Origin of the sequence: Pseudomonas sp. BGI-2, from assembly GCF_004310295.1 — a bacterium.
Lineage (GTDB): Bacteria > Pseudomonadota > Gammaproteobacteria > Pseudomonadales > Pseudomonadaceae > Aquipseudomonas.
Genome location: NZ_SISB01000001.1, coordinates 264010 through 283866 on the forward strand (window position 1 = coordinate 264010; position 19857 = coordinate 283866).

The following is a 19857-nucleotide window of genomic DNA, read 5'->3' on the forward strand; positions in this document are numbered from 1 at the left end:
GAGAAATAGACCACTGAATCCGGTAGGCTCCGCACTTTACTGAACATTGAAAGGAGTATTTTTCCATGGCTAAAGCCACTGCCCGTCACATCCTGGTTGCCTCGGAAGCCAAGTGCAACGAACTAAAAGCCCAGATCGAAGGCGGCGCTGATTTCGCCCAAGTTGCCAAAGACAACTCGACTTGCCCATCCAGCCGCCAGGGCGGTGACCTGGGTTCGTTCGGTCCAGGCCAGATGGTCAAGGAGTTCGACGCCGTTGTCTTCAGCGCACCGATCAACGTGGTGCAAGGCCCGGTCAAGACCCAGTTTGGCTATCACTTGCTGGAAGTGACCAGCCGCCAGGACTGATCGACACCCTGGTTTTGTGCATGACGGCCCGCCTTTTGGTGGGCCGTTGTGTTTCGGATACGTGATACGGCTGGCGAGGGACGCGCCGCTAGCGTACAAATTGCGGTTATCGACCACCCGGCTCTAAGGCTGACAATGCGACTGGCGTTCCCTACTTTGTTGTTCACTGCCGTGGCCCTGCTATTAAGTGCCGCTGGTGTGAATGCAGCACCGCAACATGCGTTGACCGTGTACGGCGAACCGGCGAAGTATCCCGCCGGCTTCAGTCATTTAACCTACGCCAACCCGCAAGCCCCCAAGGGCGGCACGATGCGTCGCTCGGCCATCGAAATCGGTCATTTCGACCATATCTTGCCGTACATCGACAAGGGCATTGGCGTCACGCAAATCGACGGTTTGCTCTACTCTCCTCTGGCCCAGCGTTCGCTGGATGAACCCTACACCGTGTACGGCCTGGTGGCGCAAAAGATGGAACGCTCGGACGACGGCATGTCCCTGCGCTTCTATTTGAACCCGAAGGCGCGTTTCGCCGACGGCACACCGATCACCGCCCAAGACGTGCGCTACACCTTCGACCTGCTGATGACCCAGGGCAGCCTGCGCTATCGCACCCAGTTCGCCGACGTCAAAGACGTCGAAGTCGAAGCGCCCCTGACGGTTCGGTTCGACTTTAAAAGCAACGAAAACCGCACCCTGCCCCTCGACATTGCCACCTTGCCGGTCTTTCCGGAGCACTGGTGGAAGACTCGCGACTTCGCCAATGGCGGTGGTTACGAGGCGCCACTGGGTAGCGGTCCTTACAAGGTAGGAAAGGTCGATTCCGGTCGCAGCATCACCTTCGAGCGCAACGCCGCCTGGTGGGGCAAGGATTTACCGGTCAGCCGCGGCCTCTACAACTTCGATCGCTTCAGCATCGAGTACTTCGGCGATACCGACGTCGCGCGCCAAGTCCTGCGTGGCGGCGCCTACGACTACAACCGCGAATTCTCCGCGACCGGCTATTCCATCGGCTACGAGAGCCCGGCCCTAAGCGACGGTCGCCTGCAAAAAGCGCATCTGGCAACGCAAGCACCGCAATCGGCCCAGGGTTTTGTCTTCAATCTGCAAAACCCGATATTCCAGGACCGCCGAGTGCGCCAGGCCCTGGCGATGCTGTGGGATTTCGAGTGGAGCAATCGGCAGATGATGCGAGACATGTACATCCGCCAGCAGAGTTTCTTTTCCAACACCGACCTCGCCGCCCGCCAACTGCCGGATGCGGGCGAGCTGGCCATCCTCGAACCGCTGCGCGGGCAGATTCCCGACGAGGTGTTCACCAAAGTCTTCGAAGCGCCGAAAACCGATGGCAGCGGCTTGATTCGCGACAAACAGCTGCAAGCGCTGGACCTGCTTGAGCAGGCGGGCTGGAAACCCGATGGCGATCAGCTGGTCAACGCTGAAGGCACGCCGCTGAGTTTCACCTTTCTGGTCAGCCAGAACGGCATGGACCGATTGCTGCTGCCGTATAAGCGCACCTTGAAGCAGATCGGCATCGACCTGAACATTCGCCGCATCGACTCGTCCCAGTACGTGAATCGCCTGATGAGCCGTGACTACGACATGATCGTCACCGGCTACCCGGTCACCACTTCACCGGGTGGCGAGCTACTCAACTACTTTGGCTCGATCTCGGCCAACGACCCCGGCGCCAATAACTACATGGTGCTGAAGAACCCGGCGGTCGACACCCTGATCAACGGGCTGGTCCGCGCCAACACCCAACCGGAAATGCTGCGTTACGCCCACGCGCTGGACCGGGTGCTGCAATGGAACTACTACTGGATTCCCAACTATTACCCGCCGGGCACTTCGACGGTGTGGTGGAACCGGTTCGGCATGCCCAACGAGCAGGCCAGTAACGACGAAGCCATTGAGAGCTGGTGGGAAGTGAGCGCCACGCCGCTGACCAACCAGCAGATGACTGCCGAGAAAATCCGCCGTGGCACACCCGGAGGGCCGCATTGATGTGGGCTTATATACTGCGGCGTCTGCTGCTGATCATCCCGACGCTGGTGATCATTCTTCTGGTCAACTTCATCATCGTCCAGGCCGCGCCGGGCGGTCCGGTGGAACAGGCCATCGCTCACTTGCAAGGTATCGGCGGCGCGAGTGTCGGCGGCGGCTCCGGTGAAACCCTGTCTGGCACCTCCCGGGCCAGTCGCGGCCTCGACCCGCAATTGATAAAGGACATCGAAAAGCAATACGGCTTCGACAAGCCCGCGCACGAACGTCTGTGGCTGATGCTCACCAGCTACGCGCGCCTGGACTTCGGCAAGAGCTTTTTCCGCGGTGCGACCGTCACCGACCTGATCCTGGAAAAAATGCCGGTGACCATTTCCCTCGGGCTCTGGGCGACGCTGATCACATACCTGGTTTCGATCCCGCTGGGCATCCGCAAGGCCGTTCATCATGGCAGCCATTTCGATATCTGGAGCAGCACCGCGATCATCATCGGTTACGCGATGCCGGCGTTCCTGTTCGCGATGTTCCTGATCGTGGTCTTTGCCGGCGGCACCTCGCTGAACTGGTTCCCGGTGCGCGGGCTGGTCTCGGACAACTTCGAATCGCTATCGACCGTGGGCAAGATCGCCGACTACTTCTGGCACCTCGTGCTGCCGGTGACGGCGCTGGTGATCGGCGGTTTCGCCACCCTGACGATTCTCACCAAGAACTCGTTCCTCAATGAGATCACGCGCCAGTACGTGGTCACTGCACGGGCCAAAGGCTTGAGCGAACGACGCGTGCTTTACGGTCACGTGTTTCGCAATGCGATGCTGCTGGTGGTGTCCGGGATTCCCCAGGCGTTCATCAGCGTATTCTTCGCCGGCTCGCTGCTGATCGAGGTGATTTTCTCCCTCGATGGCCTTGGGCGCATGAGTTATGAGGCCGCCGTGTCGCGGGACTACCCGGTGGTGTTCGGCTCGCTGTTTATCTTCACGCTGTTCGGACTGCTGATAAAACTGATCGGTGACCTCTGCTACACCTTGGTTGACCCGCGTATCGACTTCGCCGCGAGGAATGCCTGATGTTCAAGCTCTCTCCGTTAGGCCGTCGCCGCTTTGAGCGTTTCAAGAAAAACCGCCGGGGCTGGTGGTCGCTGTGGTTGTTCATTGGCCTGTTTCTGCTGACGTTGGGCGGCGAGTTGATCGCCAACGACAAACCACTGATGGTCAGTTATCAGGGCCAATGGTACTTCCCGGTGTTCAAACGTCACACCGAGCAGGAGTTCGGCGGGCAACTGCCGTTTCAAGCCGACTATCGCAGCGACTACGTGCAGAAGCTGATTAACAAGGACGGCGGCTGGATGCTGTTCCCGCCGATCCCGTTCAGCGATGACACGCCCAACTATGAACTCAATAAACCGGCGCCGAGCCCTCCCTCAAGTGTTAACTGGCTGGGCACCGACGATCAGTCCCGGGACGTCATGGCCCGGGTGATTTTCGGTGCGCGGGTGTCGATCCTGTTTGCGTTGATGCTGACCTTTGTCAGTGCGTTGATCGGGATCGCCGCCGGGGCGCTGCAAGGCTATTACGGCGGCTGGGTCGACCTGATCGGTCAACGTTTGCTGGAGGTCTGGTCCGGGCTCCCGGTGCTGTACCTGTTGATCATTCTGTCGGGTTTTGTCGAGCCGAATTTCTGGTGGCTGCTGGGGATCATGGCGCTGTTTTCCTGGTTGGCGCTGGTCGACGTGGTGCGCGCCGAGTTCCTGCGTGGGCGCAACCTGGAATACGTCAAGGCCGCCCGTGCGCTGGGTCTCACGGATCGAAAAGTGATTGTCCGGCATATCCTGCCCAACGCTATGAACGCGACCTTGAGCTACCTGCCGTTCATTCTCACCGGGGCCATCTCCACCCTGACGGCCCTGGATTTCCTCGGCTTCGGCATGCCAGCTGGCAGCGCATCGCTGGGCGAGTTGATCGGGCAAGGCAAGCAGAACCTGCAAGCGCCGTGGCTGGGGTTGACCGCGTTTTTCACCCTGGCGCTGATTCTTTCCTTATTGGTGTTTATCGGCGAGGCGTTGCGCGATGCCTTCGACCCTCGGTCTTGAACCCCGATCCTGACGCGGAATGTTGATATGAGTAACAACCTGATCGAAATCCGTGACCTCAGCGTGGCCTTCAATGGCCAGACGGTGGTACGCAACCTGTGCCTGGACATCCGTCCCGGCGAATGCCTGGCGTTGGTGGGTGAATCGGGCTCCGGCAAATCGGTGACGGCGCACTCGATCCTGCAATTGCTGCCCGAGATAGGTACCCAAACCACTGGCAGCATTCGCTATCGCGGCAAGGAGCTGCTCGGCGCCTCGCCCCAGGTGTTGCGTGAGTTACGCGGCAACCGGATCGCGATGATCTTTCAGGAACCGATGACCTCGCTCAATCCGTTGCACAGCATCGAAAAGCAGATCGGCGAAACCCTGCTGGTGCATAAGGGCCTGACGGGCAAAATGGCCCAAGCGCGGATTCTGGAGTTGCTGCAACTGGTGGGTATCCAGAAACCCAAAGAGCGGCTCAAGGCCTATCCCCATCAACTGTCCGGTGGCCAGCGGCAACGGGTGATGATCGCCATGGCCCTGGCCTGCGAGCCGCAGTTGCTGATCGCCGATGAACCCACCACGGCGCTGGACGTGACGGTGCAGCGCAAAATCCTGATTCTGCTCAAGTCCCTGCAACAGCGGCTCGGCATGTCGCTGCTGTTGATCAGCCACGACCTCAATCTGGTGCGCAGCATCGCCCAGCGCGTGTGCGTGATGAAGGCTGGGGAAATCGTCGAAGAGGCCACGTGCGAGACGATCTTCACCGAGCCGAAACACCCCTACAGTTGCGTGCTGCTGAACGCCGAACCGGAAGGCGAAGCCCTGCCCCGGGACGAACGCGAGAACGTGCTGGAAGTGGACAATTTGAGCGTGCAGTTTGCCCTCAGTGGCGGGTTGTTCCAGCGCAAGACTTACTTGAAAGCGGTGGACGGCATCAGCCTCAACATTCAGCGCGGTAAAACCCTGGGTATCGTTGGCGAGTCCGGCTCGGGCAAGTCGACCCTGGGCCAGGCGATCCTGCGCTTGCTCGATTCAGAAGGCAGCATTCGCTTTCAGGGCGAGGCGCTGGACGGCCTGACGCAAAAGCAGCTGCGGCCATGGCGCAAGAAGATGCAGGTGGTGTTCCAGGATACCTTCGGCAGCCTCAGCCCGCGAATGTCCGTGGCGCAGATCATCAGCGAAGGGCTTGAAGTGCATAGCCAGTTGACGGCTGAAGAATGCAAAGCCGAAGTGATTCGGGCATTGGTGGAAGTCGGACTTGATCCGCAAAGCCGTCATCGCTACCCGCACGAGTTTTCCGGCGGCCAACGCCAACGCATCGCCATCGCCCGGGCGCTGGTGCTGAAACCGGCACTGATCCTGCTGGACGAACCGACCTCGGCGCTGGATCGCACGGTGCAAAAACAAGTGGTCGCCCTGCTCCGCCAGCTTCAGGAAAAACATGGCCTGACCTACCTGTTCATTAGCCATGACCTGGCGGTGGTGCGCGCCCTGGCCCACGACATGATCGTGATCAAGGACGGCAAAGTGGTGGAAAGCGGCGCCAGCCATGACGTGTTCGATTCGCCGCAGCATCCGTATACCAAAGAGCTGTTGGCTGCGGCGCATCCGCGGTAGGCATAATCTGCGTCGTGCAATATGACCGCGTCGCGGCCTTCGCGGGCAAGCCTCGCTCCTACAGGTTTTGTGGTTACCGTTGAATGTGTGGCTCGACACAAACCCTGTAGGAGCGAGGCTTGCCCGCGAAGAGGCCCGCCAAGACAACACATATTCTGGACATGCCCCTATGAACACCACCGAAAGCCTCAAGGACTACCAGCGCGTTCGCCTGCTGGCGATCCGTTCGTTGTTCGAGATCATCGAGCAGTCCAGCGAGGGCACGGTGATTGTTGACCGCGATGCGAACATCGTCTGGATGAACGAGCGCTATGCCCGGCGATTCGGCCTGGAGTCAGCCGAAGTGGCCATCGGCAAGGCCTGCGAAAGCGTGATCCCGGGCAGCCTGTTACGCGAAGTCGTGCGCACGGGCCGGCCGATCCTGCTGGACATGCAAGACACACCCAAAGAACCGCTGGTGGTGATGCGCCTGCCAATCCACGACGATGCGGGTGCCGTAATCGGCGCCATTGGTTTTGCGCTGTTCGACGAATTGCACAGCCTGTCGCCAATGCTTAAACGCTACCTGAGCATGCAGGAAGAACTGGCCTCGACCCGCTCGTTGCTGCGGGCGCGGCAGACCAAGTACAACTTCGCCCACTTCATCGGGACCAGCGCCGCCAGCCTGGAAGTCAAACGCCGCGCCCGGCGCAGTGCCAGTGCCGAGTCACCGGTGCTGTTGCTCGGCGAAACCGGCACCGGCAAGGAGTTGCTGGCCCAGGCGATCCACGGCGCTTCGCCGCGCGCACACAAAGCGTTCGTCAGCATCAACAGCGCGGCGATTCCCGAGGCGTTGCTGGAAGCCGAATTCTTCGGCACCGCGCCCGGCGCGTTTACCGGCGCTGATCGCAAGGGCCGGGCTGGCAAGTTGCAGATCGCTCAGGGCGGCACGCTGTTTCTCGATGAAATCGGCGACATGCCGCTGCCGCTGCAAAGCAAGTTGCTGCGCGTGTTGCAGGAAAAGGAGTTCGAGCCGGTAGGTTCCAATGAAGTGATCCAGAGCGATGTGCGGGTGATCGCGGCCACCTCCACGGATCTGGACGCGGCGATCAAGCGCGGCGAATTTCGCGCCGATTTGTATTACCGACTCAACGTCCTGCCCATCAACGTGCCGCCCCTGCGCGATCGTCTCGACGACTTGCCGGCGCTCAGTGAAGCAATCCTTGAGGAACTGCGCAGTCAGCATGAGCTGAACACCGAAGCCTTGGAGCTGCTGGGGCAGCACGCCTGGCCGGGGAATATCCGCGAACTGCGCAATGTACTGGAACGCGCGGCGCTGCTCAGTGATGACCTGGTGTTGAATGCAGGAGAAATCCGCGCGGCGATTGGTACATTTACGCCGGTGGAGCGTGTGGCGCCGAGGGTGATCGAGGCGGTTGCGCATGAGACGTTCAGTGAGGCGCGGGAACGGTTTGACCGACAGTTGATTGAATCGGCCCTGGCGCAATGCGGGGGCAAGGTGATTGAAGCGGCGGCGCGGTTGGGGCTGGGGCGGTCTACTTTGTATAAGAAGATGGTGGCGTTGGGGATTGTTGAGTCTCCATAAAGAGACATAAATCTCTGTTGGTAGATACGACCTCTTCGCGGGCAAGCCTCGCTCCTACAGGGTTTGCGTCGGGCCGAAATACAGCGGCAACCACAAAACCTGTAGGAGCGAGGCTTGCCCGCGAAGGCATCCGGACAGTCTCAAGAGTCCCAAAACAGAGACAAATAATTCAAAATTGCCTCTTCTATAAACAAATATCCTTATATTTCAACATGTTGCACGCCTGGCACGAATCTCGCTAAAGCCCTCTCCCACAAAAGATCCACCCTACAAAAATAACAATCCAGGAGACACACCATGAGTGTGATCATTGCCTTGGCAGCCCTCGCGCTGCTGATGCTGGCTGCTTACCGTGGCTACAGCGTTATTCTCTTCGCCCCGATTGCCGCCCTTGGCGCCGTCTTGTTCACCGACCCTTCCGCCGTCGCCCCTGCCTTCACCGGGGTGTTCATGGAAAAAATGGTCGGCTTCATCAAACTGTATTTCCCGGTGTTCCTGCTCGGTGCAGTGTTCGGCAAGCTGATCGAGCTGTCGGGCTTTTCGCGCTCCATCGTCGCGGCAGCGATTCGGCTGCTCGGCACCCGTCAAGCCATGCTGGTGATCGTGCTGGTCTGCGCCCTGCTCACTTACGGCGGCGTGTCGCTGTTTGTGGTGGTGTTTGCGGTCTATCCGTTTGCCGCTGAAATGTTCCGCCAGAGCAACATCCCCAAGCGACTGATCCCGGCCACCATCGCCCTCGGTGCGTTCTCGTTCACCATGGACGCCCTGCCCGGCACCCCGCAGATCCAGAACATCATCCCCAGCACCTTCTTCAACACCACCGCGTGGGCGGCGCCGTGGCTGGGTGTGATCGGCGCGATCTTCGTGTTTAGCGCCGGCATGCTGTTTCTCCAGCGCCAACGCAACAAGGCTCAGGCCGCCGGTGAAGGCTATGGCACTGATCTACGCAACGAGCCGGAAACCGCGACTGACATCAAACTGCCAAACCCTTGGATCGCCCTGTCGCCGCTGCTGGCCGTCGGCATCATGAACCTGCTGTTTACCCAGTGGATTCCACAGTGGTACGGCAAGACCCATAGCCTGGCGTTGCCGGGCATGGCCGCGCCGGTGACCACCGAAATCGCCAAGCTCACCGCGATCTGGGCGGTGCAGGCCGCCCTGCTGGTGGGCATCATCATGGTGCTGGTGTTCGGCCTCCAGGCGATTCGCGGCAAGCTGGCCGAAGGCAGTCGCAGTGCGGTCGGCGGTTCATTGCTGGCGGCGATGAACACCGCTTCTGAATACGGTTTTGGTGCAGTGATTGCCTCGCTACCGGGCTTCCTGGTGCTGGCCGACTGGCTCAAGAGCATTCCCAATCCGCTGGTCAACGAAGCGATAACCGTGACCCTGCTGGCCGGCATCACCGGTTCGGCGTCGGGCGGCATGAGCATTGCGCTGGCGGCCATGGCCAATGACTTCATCGCCGCGGCCCATGCCGCCAACATCCCGCTGGAAGTGCTGCACCGGGTGGCTGCGATGGCCAGTGGCGGCATGGACACCCTGCCGCACAACGGCGCAGTGATTACCTTGCTGGCGGTCACCGGCCTGACCCACCGCGAAGCCTATAAAGACATTTTTTGTATTACGCTGATCAAGACCCTGGCGGTCTTTGTGGTGATCGGTACTTTCTACGCCACTGGCATTGTGTGAGGTATTCATGACGACTCTTTCGGGCAAGACTGCACTGGTCACCGGTTCCACCAGCGGCATTGGCCTGGGGATAGCCCTCAGCCTGGCCAAGGCCGGCGCCAATCTGATTCTCAACGGTTTCGGCGATGCGTCCAAGGTGATTGCCGAGGTCGAGCAGCTCAGTAAAAAAAGCGGTGGCAAGATCGGCCATCATCCGGCCGACGTCAGCGACCCGGCGCAGATCGCCGACATGATCGCCTACGCCGAGCGTGAGTTCGGCGGCGTGGACATTCTGGTGAACAACGCCGGCATCCAGCACGTGGCGCCGGTAGAAGATTTTCCCGTGGAGCGCTGGGACTCGATCATCGCGATCAACCTGTCGTCGGTGTTCCACAGCACCCGTTTGAGCCTGCCGGGCATGCGTGCCAAAGGGTGGGGGCGGATCATCAACATCGCCTCGGTGCATGGCCAGGTGGGCTCGGTGGGTAAAGCCGCGTACGTCGCGGCCAAGCATGGCGTGATCGGCCTGACCAAGGTAGTCGGGCTGGAAACGGCAACGACGAACGTCACCTGCAACGCCATTTGTCCAGGTTGGGTGTTGACGCCGCTGGTGCAGAAGCAGATTGATGATCGCATTGCCATCGGGATCGAGCCGCAACAGGCGCAGCATGATTTGCTGGCAGAAAAGCAGCCGTCGCTGGAGTTCGTCACGCCGCCGCAATTGGGTGAGTTGGTGTTGTTCTTGTGCAGTGAAGCCGGTAGCCAAGTGCGTGGCGCGGCGTGGAACATTGATGGTGGGTGGTTGGCGCAGTAACCCACAGATGATCGTTCCCACGCTCCGCGTGGGAATGCAGCCCAGGACGCTCCGCGTCCCAAGAGCCGAACGCGGAGCGTCCGTTGAGGCATTCCCACGCGGAGCGTGGGAACGAGAGAGGCAAGCCATGTCCGACATCCTCTGGCAACCCAGCGCCAATCGCATCAACAAAACCCGCATGGAGGCTTTCCGGCGCTTCATCATCGAGCGGCACAACATCCACCTCGACGACTACCCCGCGCTGCACCAGTGGTCCATCGATCAGCGCGAAGCTTTCTGGCAGGCAATCGTCGATTGCTTCGACATCCGCTTCCACAATCAACCGGACGCAGTGCTGGTGGAAGGCCCGCACATGCCCAGCGCCCAGTGGTTCCCTGGCGCCACCCTGAACTTCGCCGAACACCTGCTGCGCCGTCGCGACGATGCCATCGCGGTCATTTCCATTGGCGAGAACGGCCAGCGTGAACACTTGACCTGGGCTGAACTGGCTGAGCATGTTGCCGGTTTCCAACACAGTTTGATCGCCGCCGGTGTCGGCCTCGGCGACCGCATCGCCGCGTGCATGCCCAACACCTGGCAAACCCTGGTGGCCATGCTCGGCACCACCAGCCTGGGGGCGATCTGGTCCTGTTCGTCACCGGACTTCGGCACCCAGGGCGTGATCGACCGCTTCGGCCAAATCGAACCGAAAGTGCTCATCACCTGCGCCGGCTACCGTTATGCCGGCAAGGACATCGACCAGACCGCCAAGGTCAATGAAATCCTTGAACGCCTGCCGTCCTTGCAACAGTTGATCGTGGTGCCGTATGCCCGGCCACAGGCGCACATCGAACAGTTCCACGCCCGGGCCAACGTGACGCTCTGGGATGATTTCTACGACATCGGCGGCGAGCCGGATTTCGTCCCGGTGCCTTTCGACCATCCGCTGTACATCCTCTATTCCAGCGGCACCACCGGCGTGCCGAAATGCATCATCCACAGCACCGGCGGCGTGCTGCTGCAACACGTCAAGGAACACGGACTGCATTGCGATCTCGGCCCCGGCGACCGGTTGTTCTACTACACCACCTGCGGCTGGATGATGTGGAACTGGCTGGTCTCGGCCTTGGCCGTGGGCAGCGCGGTAGTAATGTACGACGGCTCGCCATTCCATCCAGCCCCCGAACGCTTGATCGACCTGATCGACGATGAACGCATCAGCGTCTTCGGCACCAGCCCCAAATTCCTCGCGACCCTGGAAACCAACGGCATCAAACCGTGCGAGAGCCATGACCTGAGCAGCCTGAAAACCCTGCTCTGCACCGGTTCCGCGTTGTCGCCGCAAAGTTACGATTACGTTTATCGCGACTTCAAGAGCGACTTGTGCCTGGCCTCGATGTCTGGCGGTACCGACATCGTTTCGTGCTTTGTGAACAGCAACCCGTTTGAACCCGTGCGCCGTGGCGAAATCCAGGGCAAGAGCCTGGGCATGGCGGTCGAAGTCTGGAACGACGACGGTAAACCGGTGGTGGGCGAGAAAGGTGAGCTGGTCTGTACCCGGCACTTCCCGGCGATGCCGATAGGTTTCTGGAACGACCCTCAGCAGGAAACGCTGCGCGCCGCGTATTTCAGTCAGTTCCCCGGCGTGTGGGCCCAGGGCGATTACGCCGAACAACTGCCCCACGGCGCGATGATGATCCACGGCCGCTCGGACGCAGTGCTCAACCCCGGCGGCGTGCGCATCGGCACGGCGGAAATCTATCGTCAGGTGGAAAAGGTGCAGCAGGTGGTGGACAGCGTGGCCATTGGTCAGCAATGGCAGGATGACGTGCGGGTGGTGCTGTTCGTGAAGTTGCGCGACGGCGTCGAACTGGATGAGGCATTGCAGCAGCAGATTCGCCAGGTCATCCGCGCCAACACCACGCCCCGGCATGTACCGGCGAAGATTGTCGCGGTGAGCGATATTCCGCGGACCCTCAGCGGCAAGGTGGTTGAGCTGGCCGTGCGCAATGCAGTGCATGGGCAGAAGGTGAAGAACACCGATGCGCTGGCCAATCCCGAGGCGCTGGAACAATTCAGAAACCGCCCCGAACTCAACGACTGAAGAAAATCTCCTGTGGGAGCGAGCTTGCTCGCGATAGCGGTAGGTCAGCCAATATTGATGTTGACTGAAACACCGCTATCGCGAGCAAGCTCGCTCCCACAGTGGGCCGGCGCGGTGTCAGTCCATCAAGCCCCATTCTCCAGTGGGAGGTTGAGTGGGCGGTACCGCATCGTTGTGCAACTTCAGCCGCAAACGCAAATTGTTCACCGAATCCGCATGCTTCAACGCCTCTTCCTCAGTGATCGCCCCTTCGACAACCAATGCGTACAACGCACCGTCAAACGTTTGCATCCCCGATTCCAGCGATTTCTCCATGATCCCCTTCAGTTCGGCAAACTCATTGCGCCGGATCAGGTCGCTGATGGTCGGTGTTCCCAGCATCACCTCCACCGCCGCCCGGCGCTGCCCATCGACGGTACGCACCAACCGTTGCGACACGAATGCCTTGAGATCGTTGCCCAGGTCATGCAGCAACTGCGTCCGCCGCTCTTCCGGGAAGAAATTGATGATGCGATCCAGCGCCTGATTGGCGTTGTGCGCGTGCAACGTAGAGATCACCAAATGGCCTGTGTCGGCAAACGCCAGCGCGTGCTCCATGGTTTCGCGATCGCGGATCTCACCGATCAGCACCACGTCCGGTGCCTGGCGCAGGGTATTTTTCAACGCGGCATGAAAACTGCGGGTATCGACGCCGACCTCGCGCTGGTTGATGATCGATTGCTTGTGCCGATGAATGTACTCGATGGGGTCTTCGATGGTGACGATGTGGCCGGTGCTGTGGCGATTGCGGTAATCGATCAGCGCCGCGAGGGAGGTCGACTTGCCGGAATCGGTGGCGCCGACGAACAGCATCAGCCCTTGTTTGAGCATCACGGTTTCGAGCAGCACCGCCGGTAGCTTGAGGTCCTCGAAACGCGGGATGTCGAGCTTGATGTTGCGTGCCACGATTGACACGTCGTTGCGTTGCTTGAAGATGTTGACCCGAAAGCGCCCGACACCCGCCAAGGAGATCGCCAGGTTCATCTCCAGTTCGCGATCGAACTCCAGACGTTGTTCGGCGTCCATGATGGACCCGGCAATGGCCGCGACTTCTCCCGGTTTGAACGGCTGATCGCTCAGCGGTTTGAGCACGCCGTCGAACCGCGCACTGGGTGGCGCGCCGGTAGAGAGATAGAGATCGGATCCATTCTGGTTAGCCAGTATCTGCAACAGTGCATCGATTTCCATGGCAAAAAGCACCCGCGAAGCATTCAATGAAAAAAAATGACCCATGCCGGGTCATCCAGCGTCTACCGCCCTGCAAGGATAGTAGACGCCGCCACACCGACTTAAGCGCAGGACAACTTGATGAACGCATCACCGACGGGCAGCGATGCCCAGGCCTTGATTGCCAGACTGGACTGGACACGCAACCCGCTGGGCGCTGCCGGTACCTGGCCACAGAGCCTGCGGACCGCCGTGGACATCGTGATTCATTCGCCGATGCCGATGCTGTTGCTGTGGGGTCCGCAGCTCACGCAGATCTACAACGACGGCTTTGCCCTGCTCGCCGGCAGCAAGCATCCACACGCTTTCGGACAACCGACGCACCAGATCTGGCCAGAACTCCAGGACTTTACCGACCCCATTTACAGCGCCGTCCTACAAGGACAGGTGCGAACCTACAGCGAACAACGCTTTACCTTGCAGCGCGACGAGGGTGATTCCGACTTCTGGCTGGACCTGACCTACAGCCCGATCCGCGATGAAAATGCTCTGGTCGCCGGCATTCTGGTCACCGCCATCGAAACCAATGAACGCCGGCGCATCGCGCTGGAACTCGAACAGCGTTCGGCCGCCAGCCTCAAGGCTCAGCACGAAACCGAACAGCGCCTGCAACTGGCACTGGCGGCCACCGACGCCGTCGGCACCTGGGATTGGGACATCGGCGAAGACCGCTTCATCGCCGACGCGCATTTCGCGCAAATGCACGGCATCGATCCAGCCATGGCCAGCCAGTTACCGATCAGCGATTACCTCCAGGGCGTGCACCCGGAAGACCGGGCGATGATCGCCCGCAGCATCAAACACTGCATCACTCACGGCACCGAGTACGTCGAGGAATATCGGTTGCTGCAGCCCGACGGCCAACTGCGCTGGCTATTTGCCCGGGGCCGTTGCTACAAGGACCACCATGGCCGGCCGATCCGTTTCCTCGGCGCCGCACTGGACCTCACCGAGCGCAGGCACACCGAGCAGGCCTTGCGCCAGAGTCAGACCGAGCTGCAACTGATCATCAACGCCATGCCGATCCTGATCAGTTACGTCGACCGCGAAGAGCGTTTTCGCCTCAACAACGCCGCGTACCTGGACTGGTACGGCCTGACGCCACAGGAGCTGTACGGGCGAACCATTCTAGAAGTGTTGGGCGCGGACGCTTATGCCCTGCGCGCCGAGCCCATCGCCGAGGCGCTGACCGGCAAGGCCTGTTGTTTCAGCATTGATGCTCCCCATCGTGATGGCAGCACTCGGCATGCGCTAATGAATTACCTGCCACGGCATGGTCCGGACGGCGCGGTGAATGGTTTCTACATCTTCGTAATCGACGAAACCGAGCGCAAACAGACCGAAGAAGCCCTGCGCAATCTCAACGAAACCCTTGAGGAACGGGTCGCCGCCCGCACCCAGCAGCTAGCCGAAGCCAACCAACGGCTGCAAAACGAGATGTTCGAGCGGGAGCGCGCGGAAGACGCCTTGCGCCATGCGCAGAAGATGGAAGCGGTCGGGCAGCTCACCGGTGGCATCGCCCACGATTTCAACAATATGCTGACCGGAATTATTGGCAGCCTCGACCTGATGCAGCGCTATATCGCCGACGGGCGCGCCGCCGAGATTGGTCGCTTCACCGAAGCCGCGGTGTCCTCGGCCAATCGCGCCGCCGCCCTGACCCATCGCCTGCTGGCGTTCTCCCGGCGTCAGTCGCTGGATCGCAAGCCGCTGAACGCCAATGACCTGGTGCACTCCCTTGAAGATTTGTTCAGCCGCACCAAGGGCGATCATATCGAGCTCAAACTGTTACTGGCCGACGAGGTCTGGCGGGTGAGTACCGACGTCAGCCAACTGGAAAACGCCTTGCTCAATCTGGTGATCAACGCCCGGGACGCCATGCCCGATGGCGGCAAGTTGCTGGTCGAATCCGCCAACGTCTACCTGGACGGCAGCGACATCACGACGCTGGAACCGGTCAAGGCCGGGGATTACGTGATGATTGCCGTCAGCGATAACGGCAGCGGCATGACGCCGTCGGTGCTGGCTAAGGCTTTTGACCCGTTCTTCACCACCAAACCCATTGGCCAGGGCACCGGGCTGGGATTGTCGATGATTTATGGGTTCGCCCAGCAATCGGGCGGGCACGTCAGCCTGTTCAGTTTGCCGGACAAGGGCACCAGCGTTCGCTTGTACTTGCCACGGTTGTACGCAACGGAACCGGAAAACGTGCTGCTGCCGTTGACGGGGGAGGCACCGGCGGCAATTGCCGGTGAGACCGTGGTGCTGGTGGAAGACGACCCGGCGGTACGCATGCTGGTGCTCGACCTGCTCAATGAGCTGGGTTATCACGCCCACGAAGCCGAAGATGCAAAGGCCGCCCTGCCCTTGCTGGAGTCCGACTTGCGGGTCGATCTGCTGGTGACTGACGTGGGTCTGCCGGGGATGAACGGACGACAACTGGCGGAAATCGCTCGTCAGCACCGCCCTGAGCTCAAGGTGTTGTTCATGACCGGTTACGCGGAGAAAGCCGCCGAACGCCAAGGCTTTCTGGAGGAAGGCATGGACATGGTCGCCAAACCCTTTTCCATCGACCTGCTGGCCAACAAGATTCGCACGATGATCGGCCAACCGGAGTGAGTTGAGGCATAATCGCGCGCCTCACGCTGGCATCAACATAGCCACCACCGTTGCAAGGTACTGCCAATGAAAGCTCAAGCCCGCCATATTCTGGTGAAAACCTCGGAAGAAGCCGAGCAGCTCAAACAACGCATCGCCAAGGGCGAAGCCTTTGATGTGCTGGCCAAGAAGTACTCCACCTGCCCGTCCGGCAAGCGCGGCGGCGACCTGGGTGAAGTGCGGCCTGGGCAAATGGTCGGGGTCATCGACGCGGTGATCTTCAAAAAACCGCTGCGGGTGGTGCATGGGCCGATCAAGAGCAAGTTTGGGTATCACCTGGTGCAGGTGTTTTACCGGGATTGATCGGGTTGGCTTAAAGGCCCGAGAGGTGAAGGATTTATTTGTGGCGAGGGGATTTATCCCCGTTGGGTCGCGCAGCGGCCCCAAAAGATGGGACTGCTGCGCAGTCCAACGGGGATAAACCCCCTCGCCACAGGGTTGCATTTCAAGTTTTGGGGATCAGCGCACCCGGCACCTGAATCACCCGACTCGCCAACCGATGCCCCGCTTCAGCCGCCTCAACCGCACTCCCGCCTTTGAGCCGACTGGCCAGATACGCCGCACTGAACGAATCCCCCGCCGCCGTCGTGTCCACCACCCGCTCGACCTTCTGTGCCGGCACCTCGAACGACTCGCCATCACAGCGAATCAAGCACGCCTCGGCTCCGCGCTTGAGCACCACTTCAGGGGTGCCAATCTGCTCGTAAGCGGCAAACACTGCCTCGCAATCGGAAAAATGAAACAGCGCTTGCTCGTCATCGACGGTCAGCAACGCCAGATCGACATAGGGCAGGACACTGCGATAAGCCGCCCGCGCCTCTTCGACTGATGCCCACAAACGTGGCCGGTAGTTGTTGTCGAACACGATCCGCGCATCCCGCTGCCGGGCTTCGATCAGGGTTTCCAGCAACTTCTCCCGACCCTGTACGCCGAGCACCGCCAGGGTGATGCCGCTGAAATACAGCACGTCGTAATCCGGCAGCGCGGCCAGGATCGGCGCGGCGGCCGGGGTGGTGAAGCAGTCGCGGACGGCCGCTTCGTTGCGCCAATACAGGAAACGTCGCTCGCCGGCAGCATCAGTCTGGATGCAGTACAAACCGGGCAGTCGGCCGGGCAAGCGCTGGACCATGCCCAGCCCGATGTTTTCGTTGGCCCAGGTCTGGCACATGGCATCGCTGAAACTGTCGTCGCCCAGCGCCGTGACGTAATCGACGACGCCGCCCGTGCCCAGTTCCCGGGACAGGTAGACCGCGGTGTTGAGGGTATCGCCGCCGAAGCTTTGTTGCAGACTGCCGTCGGCGCGTTGTTGCAACTCAATCATGCACTCGCCGATCAGGGCGATGCGCGGAATATTGGGGCCGAGGGTGTTGATGGTGTTCATTGTTGTGGGGTCTCTGGTATTGCGGTTGTCTGGGAGGATGTCTTCGCGGGCAAGCCTCGCTCCTACAGGATTCGCGTTGGACGCGAAATCGGCGGCGACCGCAGCACTTGGAGCGAGGCTTGCCCGCGAAGGCCGCGCCTCGGTCTCGAGCCTTAGAAACAGGTTTCCATGGTTTCGATGACGTTCAGTTGCTCATCCACCAGACACCCCGTGCGCCACTTGTCGAACGTCAGGCACGGGTGCGAAGTGCCGAACGAAATGATGTCGCCCACGCGCAACTTAACCCCCGGTGCCACCGTCATGAACGCGTGCTGGTCCATGACGGCCGTCACCTTGCAGGCGCTGACATCGTCGCCGGTTGCAGGCACCACGCCGGCCTTGTAACGCAGCAGCGGCACCGGTAAACCCGCGTCGTAGGCCACGTCGCGTTTACCCAGGGCGATCACCGCGAAACCCGGCTCCGGCAACGACTGCACATGCGCCCAGACTTCCAGCGCCGGGCGCAGGCCCTCGTGCAGGTCACTGCGACGGTCGAGCACGCAGCATTGCGCTTCTTTGTAGATACCATGGTCGTGAGCCACGTAGCTGCCGGGGCGCAACACGCTGAGGAAACGTCCGCCGGCGTTCTGCGCTTCGAAGGACTCAGCGATCAAGTCATACCAGGCCGAACCCGAGGCGGTGATGATCGGCTTGGGGATCGCAAAGGCGCCACTGTCCTGCAACTGCACGGCCAGACGCACCAGGGACGCGGCGAATTCACGAATGCCGGTGACCGCATGATCACCGTGGATCACGCCTTCATAGCCTTCGATGCCGGTCAGCGCCAGCGCCGGTTGGGCGTTGATGGCTTTGGCCAGCGCGACCACTTCTTCTTCACTGCGGCAACCACAACGGCCGCCGACCACGCCGTACTCGATCATCACGTTCAGACGCACACCACGCGAGGCGAAATACGCCCCCAGGTCAGCGACGTTGTCCGGGTGATCGACCATGCAATGGAAATCGAAGGTCGGGTCCGCCAGCAGGTCGGCGATCAGGGCCATGTTCGGCGTACCGACCAATTGGTTGGCCATCAACACCCGACGCACGCCATGGGCGTAAGCCGCGCGGGTTTGTGTGGCGCTGGCCAGGGTGATGCCCCAGGCGCCGGCGTCCAGTTGGCGGCGGAACAGCGCAGGCGTCATGCTGGTTTTGCCGTGGGGCGCGAGTTCGGCGCCGCTGTTGCTGACAAACGTCTGCATCCAGCGAATGTTGTGCTCCAGCGCTTCGCGGTGCAGCACCAGCGCAGGCAGGCTGACGTCGCGTACCAGGTTGGCGCCGGTCTGGGCAAAGCCCTTTTCCACGGCGGCAGTATGTTGGGCAGAAGACATGGTCGAACTCCTCACATTCGCGGCTGCAGCCAGCCGCTGTTATTCGTTGATACGCCGGGCCAGGCTGTTGGCGCTGTCGATCAGCACCCGGCGATAGTCGTTGTAATTGTTCTTGGCGTCGTCCCGTGGGGCGACGATGCACAGGGTCGCAATCGCCACACCGCTAGGGTCTTTGACCGGGGCGGCGAAGCAATGGGTGAAGGTGTCGGCAACGCTATCGAAGGAGAAAAAGCCATCGATATCGGCCTGACGGATTTCCTTGAGAAATTGCTCCAGCGGCAGGCGCTCGCCGTCGGGCAGGATGAAGTCGTCGTGGTCGATCAGGTCGACGATTTGCTGGTCGCTCAAATGCGTCAGCAACAGGCGCCCGGACGCGGTCCAGGGGATTGGCGCGTTCTCGCCGATGTCCGAGGAAATGCGGAAATGCCGCTCGCCCTCTCTCATCAATGCCACGGTGTATTTGCGCCCGTTGAGCAGGCACATCTGTGCGGTTTCTTGGGTCTGGCTGACGATTTCCTGCAGGGCGTGGTCAGCCTCGCGGGTCAGGTCGAAATGGCGCAGGTGCGCCTGCCCGAGAAAGTACAACTGACGGCCGAGGTAGACGTGACCGTCCTTGCCCACCGGTTCGAGAATGCGTCGTTCCAGCAGGGAAGCGACCAGTTCGTAGATCGTGGATTTCGGGCTGTCGATGCCGCTGGCGATTTCATTCGGGCGCAGCGGTTTGCCGACTTCCTTGAGGAAATCGAGGATATCGAACGCCCGGTCCAGACCGCGAGCCCGGCGCTTGATAGTGTCTTCGGTCATGTCTGTAGTTCCCATACAAAGTGCCGGGAGTTTACCTAGAGTGCTGTGTTGACCGTTAGGCCGCCATCACGCCCTGAGCCTTTCCGTCAACGCGGTTTTGCTGTGTCCAGCTCGCTGGTCAACGGTGAGCCGTGCCGGAGCAAGGCCTGTAAATAAACCTTTTCGTCGTACACGGTACTGGTCTTCCAGCAC

15 protein-coding genes are annotated in these 19857 nt (G+C 60.7%); 11 read left to right on the forward strand and 4 right to left on the reverse strand.

The window, feature by feature from the left end; all coding sequences use genetic code 11:
* The first annotated feature begins 65 nt into the window (after positions 1 to 65).
* The 9 genes from EYC95_RS01200 (at position 66) to EYC95_RS01240 (ending at position 12186) form a co-directional block, all read left to right on the forward strand.
* Positions 66 to 347: a peptidylprolyl isomerase gene (locus EYC95_RS01200; RefSeq protein ID WP_131058720.1), complete on the forward strand. Its 282-nt coding sequence runs from the start codon at positions 66 to 68 to the stop codon at positions 345 to 347.
* A 135-nt stretch (positions 348 to 482) separates the two neighbouring features.
* Positions 483 to 2351: an extracellular solute-binding protein gene (locus tag EYC95_RS01205; protein WP_131058721.1), complete on the forward strand. Its 1869-nt coding sequence runs from the start codon at positions 483 to 485 to the stop codon at positions 2349 to 2351.
* Complete coding sequence (locus tag EYC95_RS01210; RefSeq protein ID WP_131058722.1) at positions 2351 to 3412, forward strand: microcin C ABC transporter permease YejB; 1062 nt, start codon at positions 2351 to 2353, stop codon at positions 3410 to 3412. Before EYC95_RS01205 ends, EYC95_RS01210 begins: the two co-directional genes overlap by 1 nt.
* Positions 3412 to 4434 (forward strand): ABC transporter permease, encoded by a 1023-nt coding sequence (locus tag EYC95_RS01215; RefSeq protein ID WP_131058723.1) that lies wholly within the window; start codon positions 3412 to 3414, stop codon positions 4432 to 4434. Before EYC95_RS01210 ends, EYC95_RS01215 begins: the two co-directional genes overlap by 1 nt.
* A 27-nt stretch (positions 4435 to 4461) precedes the next feature.
* The gene (locus tag EYC95_RS01220; protein ID WP_131058724.1) at positions 4462 to 6036 is read left to right on the forward strand and encodes an ABC transporter ATP-binding protein; all 1575 of its coding nucleotides are present in this window, start codon (positions 4462 to 4464) and stop codon (positions 6034 to 6036) included.
* A 169-nt stretch (positions 6037 to 6205) separates the two neighbouring features.
* A complete protein-coding gene (locus EYC95_RS01225; RefSeq protein ID WP_131058725.1) occupies positions 6206 to 7621 on the forward strand; it encodes a sigma-54-dependent Fis family transcriptional regulator in 1416 nt (471 codons plus the stop codon).
* 297 nt (positions 7622 to 7918) lie between these two features.
* Positions 7919 to 9310, forward strand: a complete 1392-nt coding sequence (locus tag EYC95_RS01230; protein WP_131058726.1) for a GntP family permease — start codon at positions 7919 to 7921, stop codon at positions 9308 to 9310.
* 7 nt (positions 9311 to 9317) lie between these two features.
* Positions 9318 to 10103: a 3-hydroxybutyrate dehydrogenase gene (locus EYC95_RS01235; protein WP_131058727.1), complete on the forward strand. Its 786-nt coding sequence runs from the start codon at positions 9318 to 9320 to the stop codon at positions 10101 to 10103.
* A gap of 127 nt (positions 10104 to 10230) precedes the next feature.
* Positions 10231 to 12186 (forward strand): acetoacetate--CoA ligase, encoded by a 1956-nt coding sequence (locus EYC95_RS01240; RefSeq protein WP_131058728.1) that lies wholly within the window; start codon positions 10231 to 10233, stop codon positions 12184 to 12186.
* Positions 12187 to 12303: 117 nt separating this feature from the next.
* Here EYC95_RS01240 and EYC95_RS01250 read toward each other — a convergent pair whose 3' ends face one another.
* Positions 12304 to 13413 carry a PilT/PilU family type 4a pilus ATPase gene (locus EYC95_RS01250; RefSeq protein WP_131058743.1) on the reverse strand — a complete coding sequence of 370 codons (1110 nt, stop codon included), beginning with the start codon at positions 13411 to 13413 and terminating at the stop codon, positions 12304 to 12306.
* Positions 13414 to 13533: 120 nt separating this feature from the next.
* Between EYC95_RS01250 and EYC95_RS01255 the strand changes: the two genes are divergently transcribed.
* Both EYC95_RS01255 and EYC95_RS01260 read left to right on the forward strand, forming a co-directional pair.
* Positions 13534 to 16071: a PAS domain-containing protein gene (locus tag EYC95_RS01255; protein WP_131058729.1), complete on the forward strand. Its 2538-nt coding sequence runs from the start codon at positions 13534 to 13536 to the stop codon at positions 16069 to 16071.
* 66 nt (positions 16072 to 16137) lie between these two features.
* Complete coding sequence (locus EYC95_RS01260; RefSeq protein WP_007898282.1) at positions 16138 to 16413, forward strand: peptidylprolyl isomerase; 276 nt, start codon at positions 16138 to 16140, stop codon at positions 16411 to 16413.
* A 142-nt stretch (positions 16414 to 16555) separates the two neighbouring features.
* Here EYC95_RS01260 and EYC95_RS01270 read toward each other — a convergent pair whose 3' ends face one another.
* The 3 genes from EYC95_RS01270 to EYC95_RS01280 form a co-directional block, all read right to left on the reverse strand.
* Positions 16556 to 17491, reverse strand: coding sequence for a sugar kinase (locus EYC95_RS01270; protein WP_131058730.1), 936 nt, complete (start codon positions 17489 to 17491; stop codon positions 16556 to 16558).
* Between the two features lie 152 nt (positions 17492 to 17643).
* A complete protein-coding gene (locus tag EYC95_RS01275; protein ID WP_131058731.1) occupies positions 17644 to 18861 on the reverse strand; it encodes an amino acid deaminase in 1218 nt (405 codons plus the stop codon).
* Between the two features lie 39 nt (positions 18862 to 18900).
* Positions 18901 to 19665 carry an IclR family transcriptional regulator gene (locus tag EYC95_RS01280; protein ID WP_131058732.1) on the reverse strand — a complete coding sequence of 255 codons (765 nt, stop codon included), beginning with the start codon at positions 19663 to 19665 and terminating at the stop codon, positions 18901 to 18903.
* Between the last annotated feature and the right edge of the window lie 192 nt (positions 19666 to 19857).